The organism is Gracilimonas sp. (genome assembly GCF_017641085.1).
Lineage (GTDB): Bacteria > Bacteroidota > Rhodothermia > Balneolales > Balneolaceae > Gracilimonas.
Genome location: NZ_JAEPPI010000001.1, coordinates 795,481 through 818,932, shown reverse-complemented (window position 1 = coordinate 818,932; position 23,452 = coordinate 795,481). Strand labels below are relative to the sequence as shown.

At 44.0% G+C, this 23,452-nt stretch carries 16 protein-coding genes; 11 read left to right on the top strand and 5 right to left on the bottom strand.

What is annotated here, in order from left to right; translation table 11 throughout:
- Positions 1 to 186 precede the first annotated feature (186 nt).
- Positions 187 to 339: a hypothetical protein gene (locus JJ941_RS03420; RefSeq protein ID WP_290962283.1), complete on the top strand. Its 153-nt coding sequence runs from the start codon at positions 187 to 189 to the stop codon at positions 337 to 339.
- A 29-nt stretch (positions 340 to 368) separates the two neighbouring features.
- Here JJ941_RS03420 and JJ941_RS03415 read toward each other — a convergent pair whose 3' ends face one another.
- From JJ941_RS03415 to JJ941_RS03395, 5 genes are all read right to left on the bottom strand, one after another.
- Positions 369 to 842: an EVE domain-containing protein gene (locus JJ941_RS03415; protein WP_290962282.1), complete on the bottom strand. Its 474-nt coding sequence runs from the start codon at positions 840 to 842 to the stop codon at positions 369 to 371.
- An 81-nt stretch (positions 843 to 923) separates the two neighbouring features.
- Positions 924 to 1,931 carry a dTDP-glucose 4,6-dehydratase gene (gene rfbB / locus JJ941_RS03410; protein WP_290962281.1) on the bottom strand — a complete coding sequence of 336 codons (1,008 nt, stop codon included), beginning with the start codon at positions 1,929 to 1,931 and terminating at the stop codon, positions 924 to 926.
- Between the two features lies 1 nt (position 1,932).
- Positions 1,933 to 2,478: a dTDP-4-dehydrorhamnose 3,5-epimerase gene (gene rfbC / locus JJ941_RS03405; RefSeq protein WP_290962280.1), complete on the bottom strand. Its 546-nt coding sequence runs from the start codon at positions 2,476 to 2,478 to the stop codon at positions 1,933 to 1,935.
- Positions 2,475 to 3,338: a dTDP-4-dehydrorhamnose reductase gene (gene rfbD / locus JJ941_RS03400; protein ID WP_290962279.1), complete on the bottom strand. Its 864-nt coding sequence runs from the start codon at positions 3,336 to 3,338 to the stop codon at positions 2,475 to 2,477. The genes rfbC and rfbD overlap by 4 nt, the downstream gene beginning before the upstream one ends.
- Positions 3,339 to 3,340: 2 nt before the next feature.
- Positions 3,341 to 4,042, bottom strand: a complete 702-nt coding sequence (locus JJ941_RS03395; protein ID WP_290962278.1) for a sugar phosphate nucleotidyltransferase — start codon at positions 4,040 to 4,042, stop codon at positions 3,341 to 3,343.
- A gap of 353 nt (positions 4,043 to 4,395) precedes the next feature.
- Between JJ941_RS03395 and JJ941_RS03390 the strand changes: the two genes are divergently transcribed.
- The 10 genes from JJ941_RS03390 to JJ941_RS03345 all read left to right on the top strand — a co-directional run bounded on the left by JJ941_RS03390 (position 4,396) and on the right by JJ941_RS03345 (position 23,391).
- A complete protein-coding gene (locus tag JJ941_RS03390) occupies positions 4,396 to 9,369 on the top strand; it encodes an invasin domain 3-containing protein (RefSeq protein ID WP_290962277.1) in 4,974 nt (1,657 codons plus the stop codon).
- Between the two features lie 113 nt (positions 9,370 to 9,482).
- A complete protein-coding gene (locus tag JJ941_RS03385) occupies positions 9,483 to 17,057 on the top strand; it encodes a DUF2341 domain-containing protein (RefSeq protein ID WP_290962276.1) in 7,575 nt (2,524 codons plus the stop codon).
- A 130-nt stretch (positions 17,058 to 17,187) separates the two neighbouring features.
- Positions 17,188 to 17,730 (top strand): hypothetical protein, encoded by a 543-nt coding sequence (locus JJ941_RS03380; protein WP_290962275.1) that lies wholly within the window; start codon positions 17,188 to 17,190, stop codon positions 17,728 to 17,730.
- A 23-nt stretch (positions 17,731 to 17,753) separates the two neighbouring features.
- Complete coding sequence (locus tag JJ941_RS03375; protein WP_290962274.1) at positions 17,754 to 18,356, top strand: hypothetical protein; 603 nt, start codon at positions 17,754 to 17,756, stop codon at positions 18,354 to 18,356.
- A 25-nt stretch (positions 18,357 to 18,381) separates the two neighbouring features.
- Entirely contained in the window at positions 18,382 to 19,479 is a 1,098-nt protein-coding gene (locus JJ941_RS03370; protein WP_290962273.1) for a hypothetical protein, read from the top strand.
- Between the two features lie 215 nt (positions 19,480 to 19,694).
- Positions 19,695 to 20,150, top strand: coding sequence for a hypothetical protein (locus JJ941_RS03365; RefSeq protein ID WP_290962272.1), 456 nt, complete (start codon positions 19,695 to 19,697; stop codon positions 20,148 to 20,150).
- Positions 20,151 to 20,155: 5 nt separating this feature from the next.
- Complete coding sequence (locus tag JJ941_RS03360) at positions 20,156 to 20,779, top strand: hypothetical protein (protein ID WP_290962271.1); 624 nt, start codon at positions 20,156 to 20,158, stop codon at positions 20,777 to 20,779.
- Positions 20,780 to 20,803: 24 nt separating this feature from the next.
- The gene (locus JJ941_RS03355) at positions 20,804 to 22,108 is read left to right on the top strand and encodes a hypothetical protein (protein WP_290962270.1); all 1,305 of its coding nucleotides are present in this window, start codon (positions 20,804 to 20,806) and stop codon (positions 22,106 to 22,108) included.
- A 69-nt stretch (positions 22,109 to 22,177) separates the two neighbouring features.
- On the top strand, positions 22,178 to 22,564 hold the full coding sequence (locus JJ941_RS03350) for a hypothetical protein (RefSeq protein ID WP_290962269.1): 387 nt from the start codon (positions 22,178 to 22,180) through the stop codon (positions 22,562 to 22,564).
- Positions 22,565 to 22,881: 317 nt separating this feature from the next.
- The gene (locus JJ941_RS03345; protein WP_290962268.1) at positions 22,882 to 23,391 is read left to right on the top strand and encodes a DUF4402 domain-containing protein; all 510 of its coding nucleotides are present in this window, start codon (positions 22,882 to 22,884) and stop codon (positions 23,389 to 23,391) included.
- Positions 23,392 to 23,452: the final 61 nt, after the last annotated feature.

The window sequence follows — 23,452 nt, the reverse complement described above, 5'->3', positions numbered from 1 at the left end:
AACATTAACCAATATTCATTATGAAATTATCTGATGTTTTTATTCTGGGTTCAGCATTTCTATCGATGCTGCTATCCATTTATTTATGGTTTACCACTAACCCTGAAGCAGGAATTTTTGTAGGTATCTGGGTTCCTTCTCTCTTAGGCTTCGGAATTTATATCAAGAATATATACAGGAGTCCCAATGAGTAATACAGTTATACTATTTTGCGGAATTTTTACGACCGTCTTATTTCTGATTGGCTATGGATTAACAATCAAGGAAATGAGAGAGCTGGAAGATGAGCGAAAAACAAATTCATTCCCCGAGGAAAGTAATGCTGAGATCAAAAAATGATCCCAGCACTTAAAACTCTCCGATGAAGCTTATTTAACTTCAGCTTCAGCAAGTTCGTGTAGCCTTTTCCATTCTTCTTCCCGGACCGGGGTAATAGAATGCCGTGCTAAGCGAAATAGCTCCATGTCTTGTAATATGGGGTCTTCTTTAAGCTGATCCCGGGTTACTTCTTTATCAAATTTCTGAACGAACTTGACGTCAACCAGCTGCCAACGGGGTTCGCTTTCGGTACTCTTTTCATCGAAGTATTTAGAATTGGGATCGAATTGAAGGGGATCGGGATGCGATTCTTTTGACACCTCCATCGTTCCCACAATTACCGGTGTTGAAATGTTGGAGTGATAGAAGAGAACGCCATCTCCTTTCTTCATGTCATCACGCATATAATTCCGGGCTGCATAATTTCTGACGCCCGTCCACTCGGTCTCCCCGTCTTTCTTCAGGTCATCAATGCTGTAATCATCCGGTTCTGATTTCATTAACCAATAGTTTCTATCGCTCATTTTATTCGCTTTAGAATTAAGAATTATAGATTAAAAATTTAAAATTGAACAGATCTGTGCCAATTTTAAATTTTTAATTATTCATTTTGAATTATACTTCTTCACATACCACAAAATTGTCTTGCGGAGCATTCCGTCAAAATCCTGGGAAGGTTCCCAGCCCAATTCGTTTTTGATTTTTGAAGCATCAATGGCATAGCGGAAGTCGTGCCCCAAGCGGTCGGTTACAAAGGTGATGAGGTTTTTATAGTCTCCATCCGGTCCGTTTCCAACTTCCTCATTCAGGATGTCACAAATTTTTCGAACCAGGTCTATGTTTTTCCATTCATTATTTCCGCCGATGGTGTAGGTTTCTCCGGCTTTTCCTTTGTTGAACGCTACATCCAGGGCATCGCAGTGATTATGCACAAACAGCCAGTCCCGAACGTTCTCCCCTTTTCCATATACGGGTATTTTTTCGTGGTTGATGGCACTTCGGATAACAACTGGGATCAGTTTCTCATCATGTTGATGAGGCCCGTAATTATTGGAGCAATTGGTGGTCACCACATTCATACCATAAGTATGATAATAGGCGCGGACGATCATATCGCTTCCGGCTTTGGAAGCAGAATAAGGCGAATTGGGAGCGTAAGGAGTTTCCTCAGTGAAAAAACCGTCTTCATCTTCCAGCTCCCCATACACTTCATCGGTAGATACGTGCAGAAAACGGTTGTTCTTCCACTCCTCTTCATCATCTTTCCAAAGCAGCCGGCATTCTTCAAGTATGTTGAAGGTGCCTACGATATTGGACTGAATAAAAGGCTCGGGGCCCTGGATGGAATTATCCACATGCGATTCGGCTGCCAGGTGGAAAACACCCTGAGGCTTAAATGTCTGTACTATATCATGAACCTCATTCCGGTTCACCAAATCCACTTTCTTAAAGTAGTACCTGCCTGAATCTTTTAGCGACTTCAGGTAGGATTGATCGGAAGCATAGGTCAGCTTATCAAGGTTATAAATTTCCCAGTCGGGGTGGTCTTCGGTAAGTCGTAAAATCAGGTTCGAACCGATGAAACCGGCTCCTCCCGTTACAATTATGCGCATATCAGAATAGGTCTTCTTCTTTGAGTGATGAAAACAGAGGCAGCGTACGGTCTTTCTCGGAAAGTATCGGACGGGTAACATCCCAGTGCACCCGAATCAGCGGATCGTCCCACCGGACCCCCCGCTCTCCCTCTGCGTTGTAATAGTCGGAGCACTTGTAAGCTACAATAGCTTCGTCGGATAGCACTGAAAAACCATGGGCAAATCCTTTGGGTATAAACAGCATGCGTTTGCTCACATCGCTGAGCTTGAATGCCACGTAATTACCAAAGGAGGGCGAATCCTGACGAAGATCCACGGCCACATCCAGGATAGATCCCTTCAGGCACTGCACCAGTTTATCTTGCGGATTCTGGATTTGATAGTGTAACCCGCGAACGGTGTTTTTATAGGATTTTGAGACGTTATCCTGTACAAAATCTACATCGATACCGGCTTTTTTGAGCTCCGACTTCCGGTACGCTTCAAAAAAATACCCCCGGTCGTCTTCAAAAACCTGAGGCTCTATAATCTTTACAGCAGGAATACGAGTTTCTGAAATCTTCATACTTTGAGTTCGGCCAACATTAGTTTTAGTCCTTCTTCCCATTCAATCAGGGAAACGCCCGAGATGTTAGCAATTTTTTCTGTACTTAACAGGGAAAATGCCGGACGTTTTGCCTTGGTCGGGAATTCAGAACTATCCACCGGTTGCAGGTTGATGCGTACTCCGGCCTGTTTAAAAATTTCTGAAGCAAAGTCGTACCAGGTTATTTTTCCTGTGGAAGTCAGGTGGAAGATCCCTTTTTCCTTTTGATCGATAAGCTCCCAGCTGTTCTCCACCACATTTTTGGTAAAGGTGGGGCAGCCAAACTGATCATTCACCACCTTTAGTTCATCCCGATCCTCCGCAAGCTTAAGCATGGTTTTCACAAAGTTGCTGCCATATTTACCACACAGCCACGAAACCCGGATCAACAGATAGTCACAACCGCTTTCCCGGATGGCTTTCTCTCCTGCCAACTTTGATTCGCCGTATGCATTAACCGGGTTTGTAGGGTGATCTTCAGTATAGCCGTTGGGAAGCTCTTGCATGTCTTCTTCCGTTCCGGGAAATACATAATCCGTTGAGAAGTGAACAAGCTTAATATTCTTTTTGGCACAATAATCGGCCAAATTTTTAACGGCTTCCCTGTTTACCTGATGGGCTTTTTCCGGCTCATCCTCAGCCTGATCTACCTTGGTATAGGCTGCGCAGTTTATGATCAAATCCGGGCGAAGGTTACTAAGCACCCGGTTGGTATCATCATGATCGGTGATATCCAGGTCGGCAGAAGGCAGAGAGATAAATTCAACTTCCTTGCGGTTCAGGTAATCTACCCATTCCCGTCCAAGCTGACCGCTTCCGCCCGTAATTAAAATCCGCATGGTTATCCCCTTACCAATTCATTCGCAACCCGGTACGATTCGGGGGTGCCGGCATCGGTCCACCACCCCTCCATTACCGAACTTTTCATTTCGCCTTTTTGAATGTAGAAGTTGTTTACATCAGTGATTTCCAGTTCTCCTCTTCCCGATGGTTCCAGGTTTTGAATACAATCAAACACTTTGGAATCATAAAAATACACCCCGGTTACTGCATAATTTGATTTGGGCACTTCCGGCTTCTCTTCAATAGATAGCACTTCCTCTCCCTTCAGTTCAGCCACTCCATATCGCTTGGGGTCGGGCACTTCCTTGATAAGGATTTGTGCGCCGGTGCCATCGTAATTATCAACGGCTTTTTGGAGTGACCTTTCGAAAATATTGTCTCCCAGAATGACCACCACCGGTTCGTCCCCGGCAAAATTCTCTGCCAGACCCAGTGCCTGTGCAATTCCACCGGCTTCATCCTGCACTTTGTAGGTAAACCGGCAGCCGAAATCTTTCCCGGAACCGAGTAAGTTTACCACATCTCCCATGTGCTCAGTACCCGTTACAATCAAAATTTCCTCAATCCCCACCTGGGTAAGTTTTTCGATTGGATGATAAATCATGGGTTTGTCACCAATCGGAAGCAGGTGTTTGTTCGTAACCTTAGTTAAAGGGTAAAGCCGTGATCCGGTTCCGCCAGCGAGAATAATTCCTTTCATAGATAACGTTGGTTCAATTTTACCCAAAATAAGAAAAGTTAATTTACATCTGCATAATCATTATTAGAGTCTGTTAATTAACGAGAATTAACTGATTGAAGCCTTAACCAAAGGTTATTTTCAGTCGATACTTTAATAGTAAGAGTACATTTAAATCTGTGATAGTTTCAACTTTGTAATTATTACCGGAACAGAGGCCTAAGCATCAATCTGACTAACTTTTTTCTTCGTATTTCTTTCTTACTAAGGTCTATGCAAATATTCATTTTACAGGTTTAAGCTGTATATTTCTGAGGCAATGATAGATAGGTTTCTTCAGCTTTCGTAAATGTTCGTTATCTGCAGCACATGCTATGAAAACAATTAAGACATTTTTATTTCCGTTGCTTTTAGTTTTAGTCTTCGGAGTACTGGAGAATCTAAAAGCACAAACCATTACTCCAGCTACCGGAGGAACGGGTATTTCTGCAGATAATTTTGCATCGGGTACCTGGACTACTCTCTCGGGACCGGTTATTCAGGAAACAGCTCCCGGGCAACTTCAGACAGGTAATATTAGATTTCAGGTACCTGCCGGCTTTGTTTGGGATACCGGTGGGACAGCACCAACTGTTACCGTAACTCAACCCAAAGGGAACAGAATAACGGTTACACTAAGCAGCCGAACCAGTTCAGAAATTATTTTTCAGTTAACCGGAAACAGTGGGGGTTCTCCTCCTAACAATCCTCACCGTCTTGAGTTTAGCAATTTCAGAATCAGACCTGCACAGGGAACCCCTTTGGCCTCCGGACAAATACAAAATGCAGGTAGTGCAGCCCCGGGAGGAACCGCAAACTATGGAAGTATTTCGATGGTGGCCGGTGCTGATAACAAGATTCGTGTTGAAACTGCACCCAACTCAGGCGGAACCGTAGTCAGTGCTCAAAATGTGGAAGCCGGTTCATCAATAACGGTTTATTCCAACGTCAGAGATCAGTTCAATAACTTTAAGAGAAATCAAAGTTCTACCTGGTCGCTCCAGAATATTACCGGAGGAATAGTTTCCGGAGATTTATCGGCATCAGGCACCAGTGCTACTTTTACGGGTAACCTGGTAGGTTCAGCTAATATTCGGGCTACTTCCGGAGGACTCACGGTAACTCAATCCGGTACCATTTCTGTTATCCCATCCGATGCTACCACGCTGGCCATAGCCACTCAGCCATCTTCGACAGCTACTGCCGGACAGGCTTTCTCTACCCAACCGGTTATCGAGATTCGGGATGATTATACCAATGTGGTAAGCAGTGATAACTTTACCCAGGTTTCGGTTATCAGAGGTTCAGGTGCGGGGGATTTGCAGGGAACTACAACCGTGACAGCAAGTAGCGGTGTGGCTACATTTTCGGGTTTAAATCATCAGGTGGCAAATTCTATCGACCTTGATTTTTCAGCTTCCGGATTTACTACCGTCACGTCAAACTCTATTGCGGTAAATCCAGCAGCTGCAGATAGCCTGATTTTTACCGTTCAGCCATCAAATGCGAACAGGAACACGAATATGAGTCCACCTGTTGAAGTCCAGATTGTTGATGAGTTTAACAATAATGTTTCTCAATCCGGCACAGGCGTTACTTTATCCATTAACAGTGGTACCGGAAACATCAGTGGTAATACTGCCAATACAGATGCAAGTGGTACCGCTACATTTAGCTCTTTATCCTTTAACCAAACCGGTAATAAAACCATCATTGCCACAGCTGCCGGCCTGGATAACTCTGAAGCAAGCAACACCTTTACCATTGCCAATGCAGGTTCTTTAGCCGGCTTCGAGGTTGAAATAACAGGAACAGGTGCAATTGGAACTCAAACAGCAGGTACTCCTTTTGATATCAGAATTGAAGCCGTGGACGGAGTTGGTGCTCTTCTCGATGGCAACATGGGGAGGGATAATTTCACTGGCAATGTTGATCTGACAACAACAAGTACTTTCTCGGGTACAACTACGACTGTAAGTGTGGGGCCTTTTGTTAACGGAGTATATGATCCACATAACGTGGAATTAATTACAGCCGGTGACAACATTACCATAACGGCGACCAATAGTGCCGGAAGTGAATCCGGTAGCAGCAATACCTTTACGGTAAACCCGGCGGCAGCTAATGCAGATAGTTCTCTTATCCCCATCAGTCAGGATACCCTGATTGCGGACGGGTCAAGTCAGTCTGATATTCTCGTTCAGCTGAGAGATGAGTTTGGCAACAATTTAATTTCAGGCGGAGATAATGTCGTCATATCCCGAACAGGTACAGGTACCCTTTCCTCCACTACAGATAACTCCGACGGAACTTATTCTGCTACAATAACGGCACCAAATAACGTCGGAAGTGCCACGATCAGCGCAACAGTTAACTCTACTTCTATAACAAGTGGAGACCTGGACATTACTTACACATTTGATGAACTCTCCACATTTTTAGTTGAGGCTTCCGGAGGTGGTTCCGTTGGCACTCAAACTGCCGGCACTTCCTTTGATCTCAGAATAACTGCTCAGGATGCCTTCAATAATACCGTTACTACCTTTACAGGTACCGTTCAGATAACTTCAACCGGCACTCTTTCATCCGGTGGAGGCACCACAGCCTCATTTACTTCAGGGGTTTTGAATACTCATTCCGTGACGCTGACCTCAGTTGGCTCCACAACAATTTCTGCACGACAAACGGCGTCAACTGAAACCGGTACAAGTAATAGCTTTACCGTAAACCCCGGGCCTGCCGATGAAACCACTTCGACCATCACATCCGCACAAAGCTTTCTGCAAAATGATGGAGCAGATCAAACCCAAATTACTGTACAATTAAAAGATGAGTTTGGTAATAACTTAACCACCGGAGGCAATACGGTTAATTTATCTGTAACCGGTTCCTCAACGCTAAGTGCTGTAACTGACAATTCAAACGGGACATATACCTCTACTCTTACGGCTGGTACTACTTCTGAAACTGCAACTATTACCGGTACGGTTGATGCCCAAAGCATCACGGATGATGCTACCATAACCATAACACAGTTTAATGTTTGGGATGGTTCGGGCGGAGGGAATCCTGCTGGTCGTTCTGACTGGGGAAATGCAGACAATTGGAGCCTGGGAAGTATTCCTACAACCGGTCAGGTTGTTCTCATTGAAAGCGGGTGGACATATTACCCAATTATCAGCGGACAAGACCCGACCGTAGATTTTATCAATATTGAAAGTGGGGGAACACTAACACTCTCTGGAAGAACACTGACAATTAATAACGAAATTTCTGGAAATGGGAGTTTTTCCGGTAATAACGGGACCATTAATCTTGGCGGAGATTCCAAGATCAGCAATTTTATCTCCGGTTCATCGGTAGTGAATTTAAATGGATCTTCTACCCAAACCATAGAAGGCGATTTTACTGCCGATACGCTGAACATTCAAAATGATGTAACAGGAACCGATTACCTCGAAGCATTCAATCTCATCAATATAGAAACCGGAAATACTCTGACTATGTCATCCGGATCAGAACTCGTAGCGCTGGGAGATATTACCGTTAACGGACAGGTTGTGGGAAATAGTTCTGCTTTTCGTTTTGGCGGTGATATAAATGGTTCAAATTTCACACTTACCAATACATCGGTTACGCTGAATGGAACTCAGCCACAGCAGATCAATGGAATAGAGGAAATCAAAAGTTTTACACTCGATAACCCTTCCGGAGCTCAGGTAAATAATGATTTGGTTGTAACAGATACACTCTTTTTGACGGATGGTACTCTCACCATTGGCTCCGGATATAGTTTTGTAAGCAATATTAAACAAGGGAATACTCAGAATATCCGAATGCTTCGTCAAATAAACGGTTCAAGAGGCTGGCGCATGGTGTCCAACCCTCTCAGTACCACATTTGGACAGTTCACAGATGATATTTTAACGCAGGGATTTCCCGGTGCAACATACGCAACGGGTTCCCAACCGGGCGATACCCTTCAACCTAATGTTCTTTACTACGATGAAACTCATCAGGGAACGGACAATCAAAGATGGAGAGCCCCTAACGACACCTCCTCTGCTTTTACAGCCGGAAGAGGATATTATATTTACTTCTTTGATGACGTAGCTACAGACCCCTTATATAACGACCCGTTACCTGATACACTGTCAGTAAAAGGCGAAGAGAATTCCGGACCATCTGGGGAATTTAGTTTTCCTGTCACTTATACCGCTGCAGGCGACAGTGGCTGGAACCTGATAGGGAATCCTTACACCGCGACTATTGACTGGGACGATGGCAACTGGACTAAAACCAATATGGATAATGTGATCTACGTTTGGGATCCGGTAACCGGTGATTATTTGGATTGGAATGGCATTGCCGGGTCATTAGGTGATGGTAAAATTAAACCTTTTCAAGGGTTCTGGGTAAAGGCCAATGGAAATGGAGCACCTACTCTTGCTGTAAATGAAGATTCAAAAACAACCGGTGGAAGTTTTTATAAGCGACAAAAAGAAGATGTTGCCATAGAGTTGAAAATGGAAGCTGAAGGGATTTCAAAGACAACTCATATTACATTTTCGGTTGGAGGAAAAACTGCTAAAGATGAGTTAGATGCAATCCGGCTCGTACCTTTCCTTCAGGATACCTATTTGAAATTATTTACTCTATTGGATGATGGTACCGAATTGTCCATTAATAACCTTCCGAGGAACTTTGGAATCCCGATTGAGATTCCAATTCAGCTTGGAGGATTCATTGACGGAGAACCTATTGAAGGGATGGTAAACTTATCGTGGACGGGCATTAAAAACCTTCCTGAGGCATGGAATATTACGCTTTCATCCAAAAATTCGAAGCAAAAATCTCAATCTGATAATCGTATAGACTTAAGAAAAATCAGCAGCATTAAATCAAAACTTGATGCCAAAGACAGTTTTCCGGATCATAGCAAACGTTCAAACTTCAAGCTTACAAATATGGCTAGCATGAAGAATCTGGAAATGGCTCAGTATATACTGACTATTGAACCCGGTGCTGATGCGGATGGGTTACCAAACTCTTATAACCTTCAGAGAAACTATCCAAATCCATTCAACCCAAGTACAACCCTGGAGTTTTCTACTCCCCTGGAAGGTCCGGTTTCTTTAGAGATTTATGACATATTAGGTAGAAAGGTTACAACCCTCATCAACGAGAATTATCCAGCCGGCTATCATCAGGTTTCCTGGGATGCCTCACGGTTTTCCAGCGGTGTTTATATAGCCTTATTCAAAGCTGCTGACAAGATATTTACTCAAAAGCTCACCCTGATAAAATAGCTACACCTTTCTATTTATAGATTCTTCTCATAAGGGTTAGAAATAGCTAATACTTACTGTGGTTAATTCTTCGATAATTATATTTGCGGTCAAATTCAGACTAGCGAAGAAGTGTGAAAATCATCCACAGCACACATATCGGACTATTGACCCTGCTTATAGCACTCATCAGTGTGGAAAGTTTATCCGCACAGGTTCCGGGCTATACCCATCGCAAAAAGTTTGCAGTAAACAATGGACAGGTTTCAGGCGCAACCAATCTGACTGATTTTCCGGTTCTCATTTCTCTTACCGACAACGATTTCAGAACTACCGGCAATGGCGGTGATGTTGAAAATGCAAACGGGTACGATATTGTATTCACTTCATCCGACGGTTCCACCATTTTGGACCATGAACTGGAATCTTACAATGCCACCACCGGAGAGATTTTGTTCTGGGTCCGCTTCCCTACCCTCAACGCCACTTCGGATACCGAATTTTATATTTACTACGGCAATTCCAGCCAAACAACCGATCAGTCCGTAAACACAACCTGGAATTCCGGTTACCAAATGGTGCTTCATCTCGACAGTGATTTAAGTGATGCAACCTCAAATGGCAATGATGCAACCACCAGCGGAACGTCTGTGGTAAATGGTATAATAGGAGACGGACGAGATTTTAATGCCGGCAGCGCCAATGATATTATTACCATAGCCGACGACCCCTCCATTGAAATTACAGATGACATCACCATTTCATTTTGGATGAACGGGTCTAACCTTAATTCTGTGGGGCCTGATTTAGTGACCAAAGGCGCTTACAACAGTTCTTATGCCGTCTATTATTTCAACAACATTACCGTGAATGACGACGGAACGGCCTTTGATGGTAGTGCGATGAACGACGGGCAGGATTATTACGTCACTTTCACCAACAGCACTGCTAATGGAAGAACCATTTATATTGATGGTGCCCAGGACGTCACCAACGCAACGGCTTTCAATTTCACCCCAAATGGCGACAACCTCACCCTCTCCAGTGGTAGTTACCAGTTTGATGGCATGATGGACGAAGTGCGGATTTCGAACGTCGCCCGTTCCGCTGACTGGATTTCCACCGAGTATAATAACCAGAACGCTCCGGGAAGCTTTATTTCTGAGATTCCTGATCCCCCCACCCTTGCCGATATTGAATCTTCTCCCCAGAACTTTTTTGCAGGAGGCTCACCGGTATTTGTCACCTCTGCAATTACAATTGATCACCCATATACATCAAATCTTTCCAGTGCTGAGATTGAAATTACCGGAAATTATAATGCCTCTGAAGACGTGCTCGATTTCACCGATCAGAATGGAATTACCGGCAGCTGGAATTCAGGAACGGGAATCTTGTCACTTTCAGGTTCAGCGACGCTAGCTCAATATCAGGCGGCTTTGCGCGATGTAACTTATGAGAATACAAATGGTTCAACCCCTGACCAAAGTACGCGAACTATCTCTTTTACGGTAAATGACGGGTCGAATGATAGTAATACTCAGACTCGGGACATCAATATCATAACCACGCTCTCTGATTTATCCACCGATTTAGCCAACCCTGTTTTTCATTATGATGCGCTGGATGTAAACGGGGATTTAAACCTGGGCAACCAACCCGGAGACGGAACTTCGGTTGCTACCTGGGGAGACCGGTCGGATAACGCCGTTGGCTCCGGAACCGATATTTCGGCATCAAACGGAACAGCAGCCCAACAGCCTATTTTCGATTCCAACTATTTTGGGGAGCGAGGCGGAATTCTCTGGGATGGAACCGATGATAACCTTGACCCACCCAACAATGCTATTTTGAACACCGGTACATATGATGAAAAATCATTTGCCATTGTATTCAGAACAGGAGCCTCTACGGCCGGCTTACAGATAATTTACGAACAAGGTGGGGGTACACGGGGATATCAGATAAGCATCAAAGATGGCAACGCCTATGCCTTTGTTTGGAATAATGCTGAATGGGGTGTTGGTAATCAGTATAAATCAATTAACCTCGGAGCCGTTCAGCCCAACGAAAGTTACATTATCGTTGCAAGCCACGATGCCACAGCCGGAGCGCTGATAGACCGAACCTGGTCGGCCAGAATTAATGATAACAGCGCCATCACTTTAAACAATGTGGATGCGCAACAATCACATGCCGGGGGAGCTATTATTGGTGAAGAAAACGGCACCCGCGACCCGGTAACAACGGGCAACAACCCGGCGGGCACAAATAATTTTACCGGGTACATCGGTGAGTTTGTTTCCTGGAATACCGCACTAAATGGCGGGCAAATGGCCAGCGTGTACGATTTTCTGTGTGATAAATGGTGTAATGAACCTCCGGTACTTGCTGCAATCGAAGGAACCGATATTGATTATACCGAAGGTGATGCACCTACATCTATTACTTCTACGCTTACCGTTTCTGATAGTGATAATACCGTATTGGATAGCGCGCAGGTCATAATTTCCTCAAATTTTGACCCTTCAGAAGATGTTCTCGACTTCACCCCAACCGGAAGTATTACCGGCAGCTTTAATGCTACAACCGGTGTGCTGCTACTTACCGGGCAAGATTCTCCGGGCAATTACCAAACAGTTTTACGCTCGGTTACCTATGAAAACACCAATTCCGTAAGTCCTTCAACAGCCCTACGTACAGTTGACTTTGAAGTGTACGACTGGGATGATGTTAGCAACACCTTGTCCAGAAATGTAAATGTAATTTCTGTTAACAGTACCCCCTCCCTGTCCGGCATCAGTGGACCAACACTTACTTATACTGAAGGCACCGGGGCTGTGAGCGGAGGCGCTGCCTACAACGCCACGATTACGGACAATGATGACACCAATATGGAAAGTGCCACGGTGGCCATTACCAATAATTATACACTGGGAGAAGATGAACTTGGCTTTACTCCTCAGTTTGGAATTAACGGCAGCTGGAATTCTACTACAGGAATTTTAACATTGACCGGTACAGCATCCCTTGCCGATTATCAAACCGCTTTGGAAAACGTCACTTATGAAAACCTGAGTGCCGACCCTGTCGAGATTACTCGCACCTTCTCATTTACAGTGAATGATGGTGATGCCAATAGTAACACTGAAACCCGGGATCTTGACATTGTTGCCGTTAATTCCGCGCCCATTCTCTCTGGAATTGAAACTTCGGACCTGAATTATGACAATGCCCCTATTGAAATTACTTCTACCCTATTGGTTTCCGATCCGGACAACACCCAGTTAGACAGTGCTTTTGTAATTATTACCGATAATTTCAAACCCGCGGAAGATTCCCTGCTATTTTCTGGTATTTTTGGAATAACCGGTGATTTCGATGACCAAACCGGTCGCCTTAAGCTAACCGGTACCAATTCCCTAAGTGACTATGAAACCGCCCTCAGAACCGTTGAATATAAGAATTTCGCCACTATACCTACCGGCCCGGAACGAGAAGTGAGTTTTGTAGCTCACGACGGAGCCCTTGCCAGCGACACAGTTGCCCGAATTATTGAAGTGAATGCGGTGGAAGCTATAAGCGGCCTGGAAGTTTGGCTGCGTGCGGATGCCGGTGTTGTAACCAGCGGTAGCGAAGTGGTTACCTGGCAAGATCAAAGTGGAAATAGTAACGATTTTGTAGGTACTGCTGATGCCGGAACAAGGCCTACTTTTGTGAGCAGTTCTACCCCGCTGAATAATCAGCCCTCCATCAACTTCGCCGGAGATGGAGACTTTTTCGAAGATAGCGACGGGGAAAATTACATTAATGGATCCACCGAGTTTACCATATTTATGGTGTATAAATCGGATCAGACAAATACCGACCGGGGTCTTTTTAATGTTCAGAATCCAAATAATGCCGATGAGTTTTTAACCTTCCGCTATGATGCCGCCGGTGCTAACAACAACGGCGCCTTCACCAATGTTGTAAAAACAGGAATTCTTGCCAACGATCCAGACAACCAACTAGAGAGTTTTTCTGATATTCAGGCCACAGCAGGCCAGATTTTTAGTTTCCAATGGCAGAGCGGAAACACCTATGATATTTTTATTGATGGAATTTTAAATAATCCATCCGCTGCAGGGCCTCCCCCAACGGGCACTTTGGCCAATGCAACTACAGCTATTGTTGGAAAAGGGGGTAAGGATGACCCGAATACCGCTAACCAAAGCTGGGATGGTGAAATCGCTGAATTCATTTATTACAGCCGCCTTCTTTCACAGGCAGAACGTGAGAATGTAGAAGACTACCTGTCTGATAAATACACCCTGTCCATTCGTAAAATTACGGCAGCTGAAAACGGGGAGAATATTTCTGCGGATGATGCTAACTCTACTTATACATCCCTTACAGGCCCAATCATTAAAGAAGGATTTGCCGGTGAACTATCAGCAGGAGGCACCTTTGTACTTGATGCACCTACCGGATTTGAATGGAATACCGGAGCAACACCATCCGTTTCCACTTCGGCTGTTTATGGAGGAACTACCACCCTTGCTGTGTCCTTCAACAGTATTACTTCTACCCAGGTTACATTTACGGTGAATACGGCGTCCACCTCTAATCCGGGCGAAATTGATATTAGCGGACTTCAGATCCGCCCAACAACCGGACTGCTACCAAATTCAGGTAATATTACAAACTCCGGTACTACGGGGCTTGGAGGTGGAACCAACTACGGGTCGCTTTCAATGGTAGCGGGTGCACTCGATAGCCTGGTGATTACACAGCAGCCATCCTCCACCAATGTAAATACCGCCATTTCTCCTGCGGTCCGGGTTCAGCTAACCGACCAGTTTGGAAATAATGTTAAACAATCCGGCGTATCAGTAGATATGGCCCTTACCTCCGGAACGGGTACTTTATCAGGAACTACCACCCAACTCACGAATTCTCTGGGTATTGCTGACTTTTCTAATCTTGAAATTGATGACGTAGGTACCAAACAAATTACGGCCTCCAGCTCCGGTCTCGATGATGCGGTAAGTTCAAATTTCAATATTGTGAATGCAGGGGTTTTGACTGGATTTAAAGTAGAGCGAGTGCCTTCCGGGAATATCAGTCCAAAAGTAGCCGGGCAAAATTTCAACATAAAAATTACGGCCATTGACGGTTCCGGTACTACGGTTACCACTTTTAGCGGTACAACGGTTGTAACCTCCTCCTGCGATATGGGAACGGGTCAGGGTACCACTCCCGCATTTAGTTCCGGGGTATTGTCATCACTAACAGTAAGCATCACAAGCGTTGGCAACTGTACCATCACCGCCACGAACTCTGCCGGATCTGAAACCGGGGTCAGCAACTCATTCGCTGTCTCAGCGGGAGCACCCAATGAGACCGAGACTACAATTTCCGCCTCTCCTACCGTTATTCTTAACGACGGAGCCAGTACTTCTACCATCACCGTACAGGCTAAAGATGCTTATGGAAATAATGTAACCACCGGGGGAGCTACCGTTGTGTTGAGCACCGATGAAGGCTCAATCGGAGGTGTGACGGATAATTCCGATGGTACCTACACGGCTACCCTCACTTCCTCCACAAGTACCGTTGTGGCAATCGTTTCGGGAACTTTAAATGGAAACACCATCAGCGATGATGCTCAGGTTGAATTTGCTTCTTTCAGCCATATCTGGGAAAGCCAGCTCGGATCTGTAGCAGCGGCTTCTAATTATTATGATCCTGACAACTGGAATGTGAATTCTGTGCCAAATGCATCCTCTGTAGTATTGATCCCTGCCAGCCCGGCTGTGGGTAATGAATTCCCGGTAGTTAACATTACAGATACTGAAATTGCAGCCCTTTCCATTGAAGCCAGTGCCGAGCTGAATGTATCAGGTGGTGTTAATTTTATCGTCTCCGGAGATGTGACCGGTAGCGGAGATATGCTGGGAAGTAACAACGACTCGCTTACCATTGGCGGCAACCTGAACCTTCCTACGTTCACCCTCGGTAATGTCATATTCAACGGCAGCAGCGATCAGACTATTGAAAGTCCACACACTTTCGTAAACGTTGAGATTGATAATCCCGGAACGGTTGAAATCACCGATAACTTTACCGTTACCGGCACCCTCACCCTCACCAATGGAGAGTTACTGATTCCAAGCGGCAAGAACCTGATAGCCAATACACAATCATACGGTTCCGGTGAGCTTCGATTCCAGAGAAAAATATCCGGCGTCCGTGGCTGGAGGATGTTGTCCTCACCGGTAAGTTCTACCATTGGTGATTTCCTGGACGGAACCCTTACCCAGGGCTACACCGGTGCAACGTACAGTACCGGATCTAACCCGGGAGATACCCTTCAGCCTAATGTAATGTGGTATCTTGAAGATTATGACATCAACGAAGAAGGTTTACCGGCTACCGATAACGACCGCCTGAGAGCGCCATCAAACATAACCAATTCCCTGGTGTCGGGACGCGGATATTGGGTGTACTTCTTTGGAGATATCGCCGCCGACCCGCTTTATAATAATCCGCTTCCGGATACCCTTGATGTGGCAGGACAGGAATTCGGAGTAGGCTCAACAGAAGTCGATTTTGGAGTTACCTATACCCCCGAAGCCGACTCCGGCTGGAACTTTGTGGGGAACCCATTTGGGGCTGCTATCAACTGGAATAATGCCTCCAACTGGACGAAAACCAATATTGAATCCACCATCTATATCTGGGATCCGGCTGCTAACAGTGGTAATGGGGAGTTCCTCACCTGGAATGGGTCCACCGGTTCATTGGGAAGCGGTATCATTCCGGCCTTCCAGGGATTTTGGGTGAAAGCCAACGCACCGGCTCCGGTTCTTAAAGTTAAGAAAGCAGCTAAAACCACCGGGGGTAATTTCCTTCGTAAAGAGGCGGCTCCTGCCCAGCAGCAATTTGAGGGAACACCACCTGTATTAGAACTAAAAGCAGAAGGAAACGGACTCGCTAAGGTGACACATGTAATGCTCAGCCAAAACGGAGCCACCGGTAAAGACCCGCAGGATGCTCTGCGATTACTCCCCTTCTCGGATTCGCACATAGAGTTTTATTCTACCTTAGATGATGGTACCGAGCTGGTAATCAATAACCGGTCGGCGAATTTCATACACCGACAGAACATTCCACTCCACTTTGAAGCTTATATGGGCGGACAGGTTGCAGCCGGAAGCTACTCACTCAGCTGGCCCGGACTCCGAAATGTACCGGAGGAATGGATGGTGATTCTGATTGATTATGAGGCAGGGCAGGAAATCAACCTTAGAGACCAGGATAAGTACGTATTCACATACAACTCGAAGAAAAAATTGAAGCAGGCTCAGCCAACCAATGGTTCTCCTTCTTTAAACAAGAATAAATCTTCGTCAAGATTCCTTCTAAGAATAACTACCGAAGAAATTGAAGCCAACATCCCGGAAGAAGTGTACTTGTATCAGAATTACCCAAACCCGTTCAACCCAACTACTACCATTCCATTCGGACTTACAGAAGAAACCGAAGTAACTCTTGAGGTATTTGATATTCTGGGGCGTAAAGTTCAAACCCTGGTTTCTGGAAAACTCCCGGCAGGAACCTATAATATCCCCTTCCGTGCTGGCAGTTTGGCAAGCGGTATTTACCTATACCGTGTCATAACCAATCAAAAAGTTATGACCAATAAAATGGTGCTGATCAAATAAAATGTAACTTCCCTCCAATCTCTTACTCTTTCTATTGCGTAGATATAGAGCAACTACTGTAATTCTAATTTGAATTATGGTCCTGCAATTTATACTATTACGATAAATTAATATTAAAATCCTCTAATAAATGAGTGGATACACAGAGATTTTCCAGGTAATGATGGCAATGACACTGGTTTCGATCATGGTCCTAAACGCCAACAGGCTGATTCAAACTAATAATATTGTATTAGTTGAAGGACACCTTGAAGAGCAAATTGTTGCTTATGCCCAGGATATCATTGAAGAATCAAGAGCTCTCTCCTTTGATGAGCAAACTACAGACGTTGACTCAGATGGTGAGAATGATGTGCCGGTTTATATCCCGGAAGGTTTTTCTACCCTGGGAACTGAAACCGGTGAGACCTCAAGAGATGAATTTGACGATTTTGATGACTTTCATAACTGGAGTGCTACCGTTGAGATCAATGATATTACTTATAATGTTTCAACCATCGTTGAATACGTGGAAACAAGTGATTACAAGACCTATTCAAAGACGAGTTCAGGCACTAAATCCACTTTGAAAAGATTGATCGTTAATATTCAAACCAAATACCTTACAGAATACACTTCAAGAGAAGAACGAGTGTACAGCTTTGATTTTGTACGAAGTTATTACGCTGACTAAAAAATTAATCATCAGGAAGCCCTATGAATTTTGGTATTATACTAAGCTACGTTATAGCTGGATTTTTGTTGATTGCAATTTTAGCAACTAACTCCAACCTGAATTACAGTTCTTCTGAGCTGACTGCCACCCAGATGAAGAAGAATCATTCTAAAGCTATAACGGAGGTCATCAATCACGATCTCCCCAAGATTGGATTTAACCGGGTAAATGTAATTGACCCGGCATTTGTAAAAGCGGACAGTAATGAAATCGTTTTTTACAGTAATATTGATAACAGCGCTGACGAAAGCGTAGAAACCATTCGCTGGAAATACACGAATACCCCTGCTCCGGGGTCTAAAAATCCGCACGACCATATTCTGGTAAGAGAAATAAATGGTGACGAAACGGAAATAGATTTTGGGATTACCCGGTTCAACATTGACTATTTCGATGAATACGGTGGAGATACCCCAATGTCAACCCCGGTTAGTTCGGGTAACTTGCAGAGCATAAAACAAATTGAAATTGAGCTAACAGTTCAAACCGGTTTTTCGCTAAAGTCGAGCTCAAATCCGGATGGCAGGTATGTCACATCAACATGGATTAAGAGATTTTCACCGGTAAACCTGAGAGATAATTGAGAGGTAATATATTATGGGACGAGCAATGATTATTTTAGCATGTGGAGCCATATTTACAATGGGAATCATGCAGATTGGAATGCAGGACCGAAAAATCCAGATAACAAAAGTTTCTTCGTCCTATGCCAATGATATACAGGCAAGAAACAAAGCCTACACGGCCGTACAGATTGCTATGGATAGAATAAATGACTCTAACGGCAGCTGGCACCCCGAAGAAGATAGCCCATGGGTCCAGGAGATCGAAGGCGACTCCGTCAGCTTATATTATGAATTATATGAAGCCTCAAGTGCATCGGGCTCCTTTGGAGTATTAGAAAGTGATACCGTTAAAATGTATGCCACCTCCTGGTACAATGATCCTCTGACCGGTGCAAAACAGGAAACCAATATCATCAGTCTTTTTACGAAGAATGCGATGCATTTTGTACCCGAATTTAGATCGGCTCTTTCTTTCGCAACAAACGACTTTACCTTTAGCGCAGGTGGAAGCTCGCTTGTTTCCGGTAACGATGCCAGTGGCACATGTGCAGATCGCCCCGCACTCGCAGTTCAAAGCACCCTCTCTTATCTTGAAGCTTCTTCAGGCGGGTCAGGGAATATTGAAAGCGATTCAGTTGACGTGGCTATAGATTCAGAGCTTTCTTATAAACCTGTGGATCAGTTAGTAGCAAGGTTAGCACAAATGTCTGATGTGCAAAAAATTACAGGGAACTATAAAGGAAGTTTGGGAAGTGCTGATGACCCCGGAGTGTTTTTCGTGGAAGAGAACGCAAAATTAACCGGAGGTATTTCTGAAGGTTATGGGATTATGGTAGTACGTTCTAATGGTTATCTAAAATATGATTCGGCCGGGGTTGAACTTGATATAGCCGGAAATTTCAAATTTAACGGGTTGGTTATTTTTGAGGATGCTTACAATATGGATGGCAGAGGTACTCCAACCATTAAGGGATCCGTCTTAGTTGGCAAAAAAGATGAGGACACGGGTAACGAGCTGGATGTTGACCTGAATGGTAATATCACCATCCAATATGACTGCGAGGCAGAAAAATATGCCCAGGTTGCTTCTGCCAATAAGTTGAAACAAAACCGATATAGACGGTTAAGCACCTTTGAGTAGGCTCACCTAAGACTTATTAAGAATAATTAGTTAATACATTCTAACTCGCTTTCCTGTTCAATTATATGAACATTTAGGATGTATTAGTCTAACGGGTACATACCGAGCTGTTCTATCTCTATAGGCTAATTGATAAAGGGTCAATTCTCTTTTTGTAACATTAGTTCAGCTTGAACTCTTGTTATATAAAGAGAGCAACTTTTAGCCACTGAATTATGACTGACTTTTCAGATATCATTTACCTTGGTGCCGCAATGGTGGTGTTTTCCTTGCTTACAATGAACACGTCCAGAAGTTTTCAGGTAACACTGGATACCATGATAAGGTCAGAATTGGAGTACCGTGCCATTTCAGCCGCACAGGAAGAAATTGATGCTATCCGCTGGGTTCAGGCACGCTATAAGAGTCAGGATCCATTCGACTCGGGCAATAGCTCATACTATTTATATGAGGATAATCCCGTAGAGCGGACTTTTGATTATGGGGCAAATAATGAATATTCAGAAACCTTCACCATTTATCGAGAAGCAGTACCCAGCAACGATTGTGATTTGTTAGACTCAACCAGCCAGCGCTGTTATGAAATAACGATCACGGTAGAAAATAATTCACTGGATCCTGTCATTACCGTTACCCAAAAACTAATCAGAACCTTAACCTTTACCAGCTAATTGCCATGAATATAGGTATTGTAACAAGTTACGTTATTGGTGGCTTTATGCTGATTTCTATTCTGGCATTTAATATCAGTTTAAATACCTCCGGACAGGAAACCACCATTTCTACCATCAACCAGGAAAAAAGAGATAATTTGGTAGAGTTACTTTCCTGTGATTTTAACGGGTTGGGATATTCAGACGATGTATTTAACAATGAGCCGATCGAGACCAGTGAAAGGAATAAAATTGAATTCAGAACTTCTCCGGCCTGTGTTGATAACGGAGATAATACTTCAGGCGAATTGGTAACCCTATATGCTGATTCTACAGCCTTTGTCAGTTCAACTACTAATCCAAATGACTTTTATCTGTATCGCGAGGATAAAAATGGCACAACCCAGTTCCTCGTCACCTATTTTAAGCTTAAGTACTATAAAAGAGATGTTTCGAGCGGAAACTGGGAAGAACAATCTGACCCGGCCGGTAGTGGCACTTCACAAAGAGGCATTAAAGTAAGAGTTGAGATAATGATTGAATCTGAAGAACCCATTCGGATAAGCCCACAAGGTGATTATATATATCACCGTACGGCCTGGACCCGAGAGTTTTTACCCAACATCATGAACCACCCCTGGAATTAAAAGGAGAGTATTATGGGACGAGCAATGTTATTTCTTGTTAGCGGTTTAGTCATTATATCAGGCATCATTCAGGTGGCAAATATGAACCGGACCGAAATGTTGCCGGAGCGAACAGCCACTCACTTTAACGAGCAGCAGGCTAAGAACGTAGCTGCCAGCCTCATTGACAATGCTATTCAGAACTTGCTGGTAGATATGGAATGGTCAGACCAGATATCAATGTCAACGGCAAGTGGAGCATCAGGAACACTTTATATGACGCAACCGGATCCCGATGATGAATACCGTGTTTTATTAACCAGCTATGGAACCTATGGTGGTTATCAATCAGAAATTGAAGTATTAATGCAACGTGACTCCTTTTCCAGATATTCCTATTTCACTGATGCGGAGACCTTTGCACCTCCATACTCGCATGTTAAAATCTGGTGGTGGAATGGTGACCAGGTAACCGGCCCGGTTCATACCAATGGAACCTTTAGCATGTCGGGTTCGCCTACCTTCAATGGATTTATTTCCAGCCCGAATGACTGGGTTGGATACACCGGCGACGAAACCAGTAGTGATCCGGCTACTCGTCATGGCAGTGATTCACCTAATTTCAACGGGGGAACTAATTTTAACCTCACCAAAACCAAAGACCTGCCGGGTACAGAGCAAATTAACTTATTGAAAAGTCAGGCTACATTATCCTTTAGCTCGAACAAAGATGTCGAATTTTATGAAGATGTATTGGGTGAAGGCTATGTAAAGGTCAAAGATGTAGGATGTACTGATCCTTTGGTTTGTTTTACCCATTATAAGCTATCAAGTTACCAAAATGCTGAAGGTGGAGTTGTAATCAGTGTTAACGGAGAGGTTAATGTGGTTGGTGAAGTGAAGGGAAGTGTAACGCTGCACGCTGCAAACGATATAAATATTATGGGGGATATTGTATATGATACAGACCCAAGAGTTGATTCAACTTCCACCGATCTTCTCGGATTGGTAAGCGAAGAAGATGTAGAAGTTGACCGATGGGCACATTCTTATAATGGTAGCTCTGATTTAACCATCCACGCATCCATTATGGCACTTGGAACTTCTTTTGAAGTAGAAGATTATAGCAGCGGAAGTCCAAGAGGTACGTTAGACCTTTTGGGCGGAATAGTCCAGAAAAACAGGGGTCCGGTGGGTACTTTTAGCGGAGGAAGTGTAGCCAGTGGCTATACTAAAGATTACGTGTACGATACCCGACTGCAACAAACCATCCCTCCTTCCTTTCCCCGGGAAAGTGTTTTCTCGCTGGTTTACTGGCGCGATAAACCCGTTGTGAAAGTGAACTCATAACCCGAAAAGATTCTTACATTCCATTTTCAAAACAACTATTCAATAACTATACATACGATTATACCACCGATGAAAAGATTATTATTTATTCCCATTCTGCTGCTCACGTTTTCTTTGGTTGCACAAGCCCAAAGCAAAGTTACCTTCAATGTTAACCTAACCCCGATGCTGAAGGATAGTACTTTTGTACCCGGCCGGGATTACGTACAGGTAACCGGCAACATAAGCCCAATCAGCACCCGCCCCGTCCGCTTATACGATACCAATCCCGTGGACAGTGTTTATACTGCAGAGGTTCGTTTTTCATCACGGTATTCTAACAGTGAGCTTGAGTATAATTTTGAAATTGTACATCCCGAAGGAAAGAAAAAGACGGAGCAGCTTCCCCGGAAAGTACGCCTTACCAATCGGGAACTTGAACTCCCCCCTCTCTATTTCAACGCCTTTGCCTGGTAGTCTATTTGTTAGAAAAACAGAACCTCAAGCCCCCACAAGACCTTGGAGCTTTCGGTGGTCAATTAAGTCTGCTTATATCTAACCAACCATATTCTCGCAACGCTTCCGAGGCCATTGCACACTGACCGGTTACTGTACTAAATCCGGCTACTCATTCTTTTCGTATATATTGAAGATGAAGCAGTTCTTTACCGCTGAAAAAACGTAGAGTAACGGGCCGGTTACGATGCTCTAATTAAAATATATTAACTGGCTTTACTCTCATTTAACCGAGAAATTTACTCTCGAACTTTAAGGTTTCAGGCAATTACTTTTTTATGAGATATTTCTTCTTAGCAATCATATTAATTTTGTACACAGCTCAGCCCCTTCAGGCTCAGGATCAACGAGGTGAACCTGTTGTATCTGCAAGTATTAATGTTAGTGCCCTTGTAATTCCTTCTATAGAATTGATTACCGTTAATTCTATGACCTTCCCAAACCTTCAGCCCGGACAAAGAGAAATTTATGTAAATCCGGTGAACAGCTTAAATGCCGGTTTTATGATTGCAGTAGGTATGCCCAACACTGAATTTCGACTAAATTATTTACCTGAAAGAGAACTAACCCAAGTTGATGGAAATTCTACTCTGACTTTTACTTATGAATTATCCGGTAACAGTGAAGAAAACCAATCTACTTCTGAGCTATTAGAGCTGGATAACAGAAATATTGAATTTAACGAAGAGGGACGATATTACATTTGGGTAGGTGGTCGCGTGAATATTGAAAATGCAGCTCCCGGTAATTATGAAGGAGACTTCACCATTGAAATTGATTACATATGATCTTCAACTCACATAGAATTATAGCGCTTTTGGAGCCTTTCAAATTGAAGGGCTTTACGCG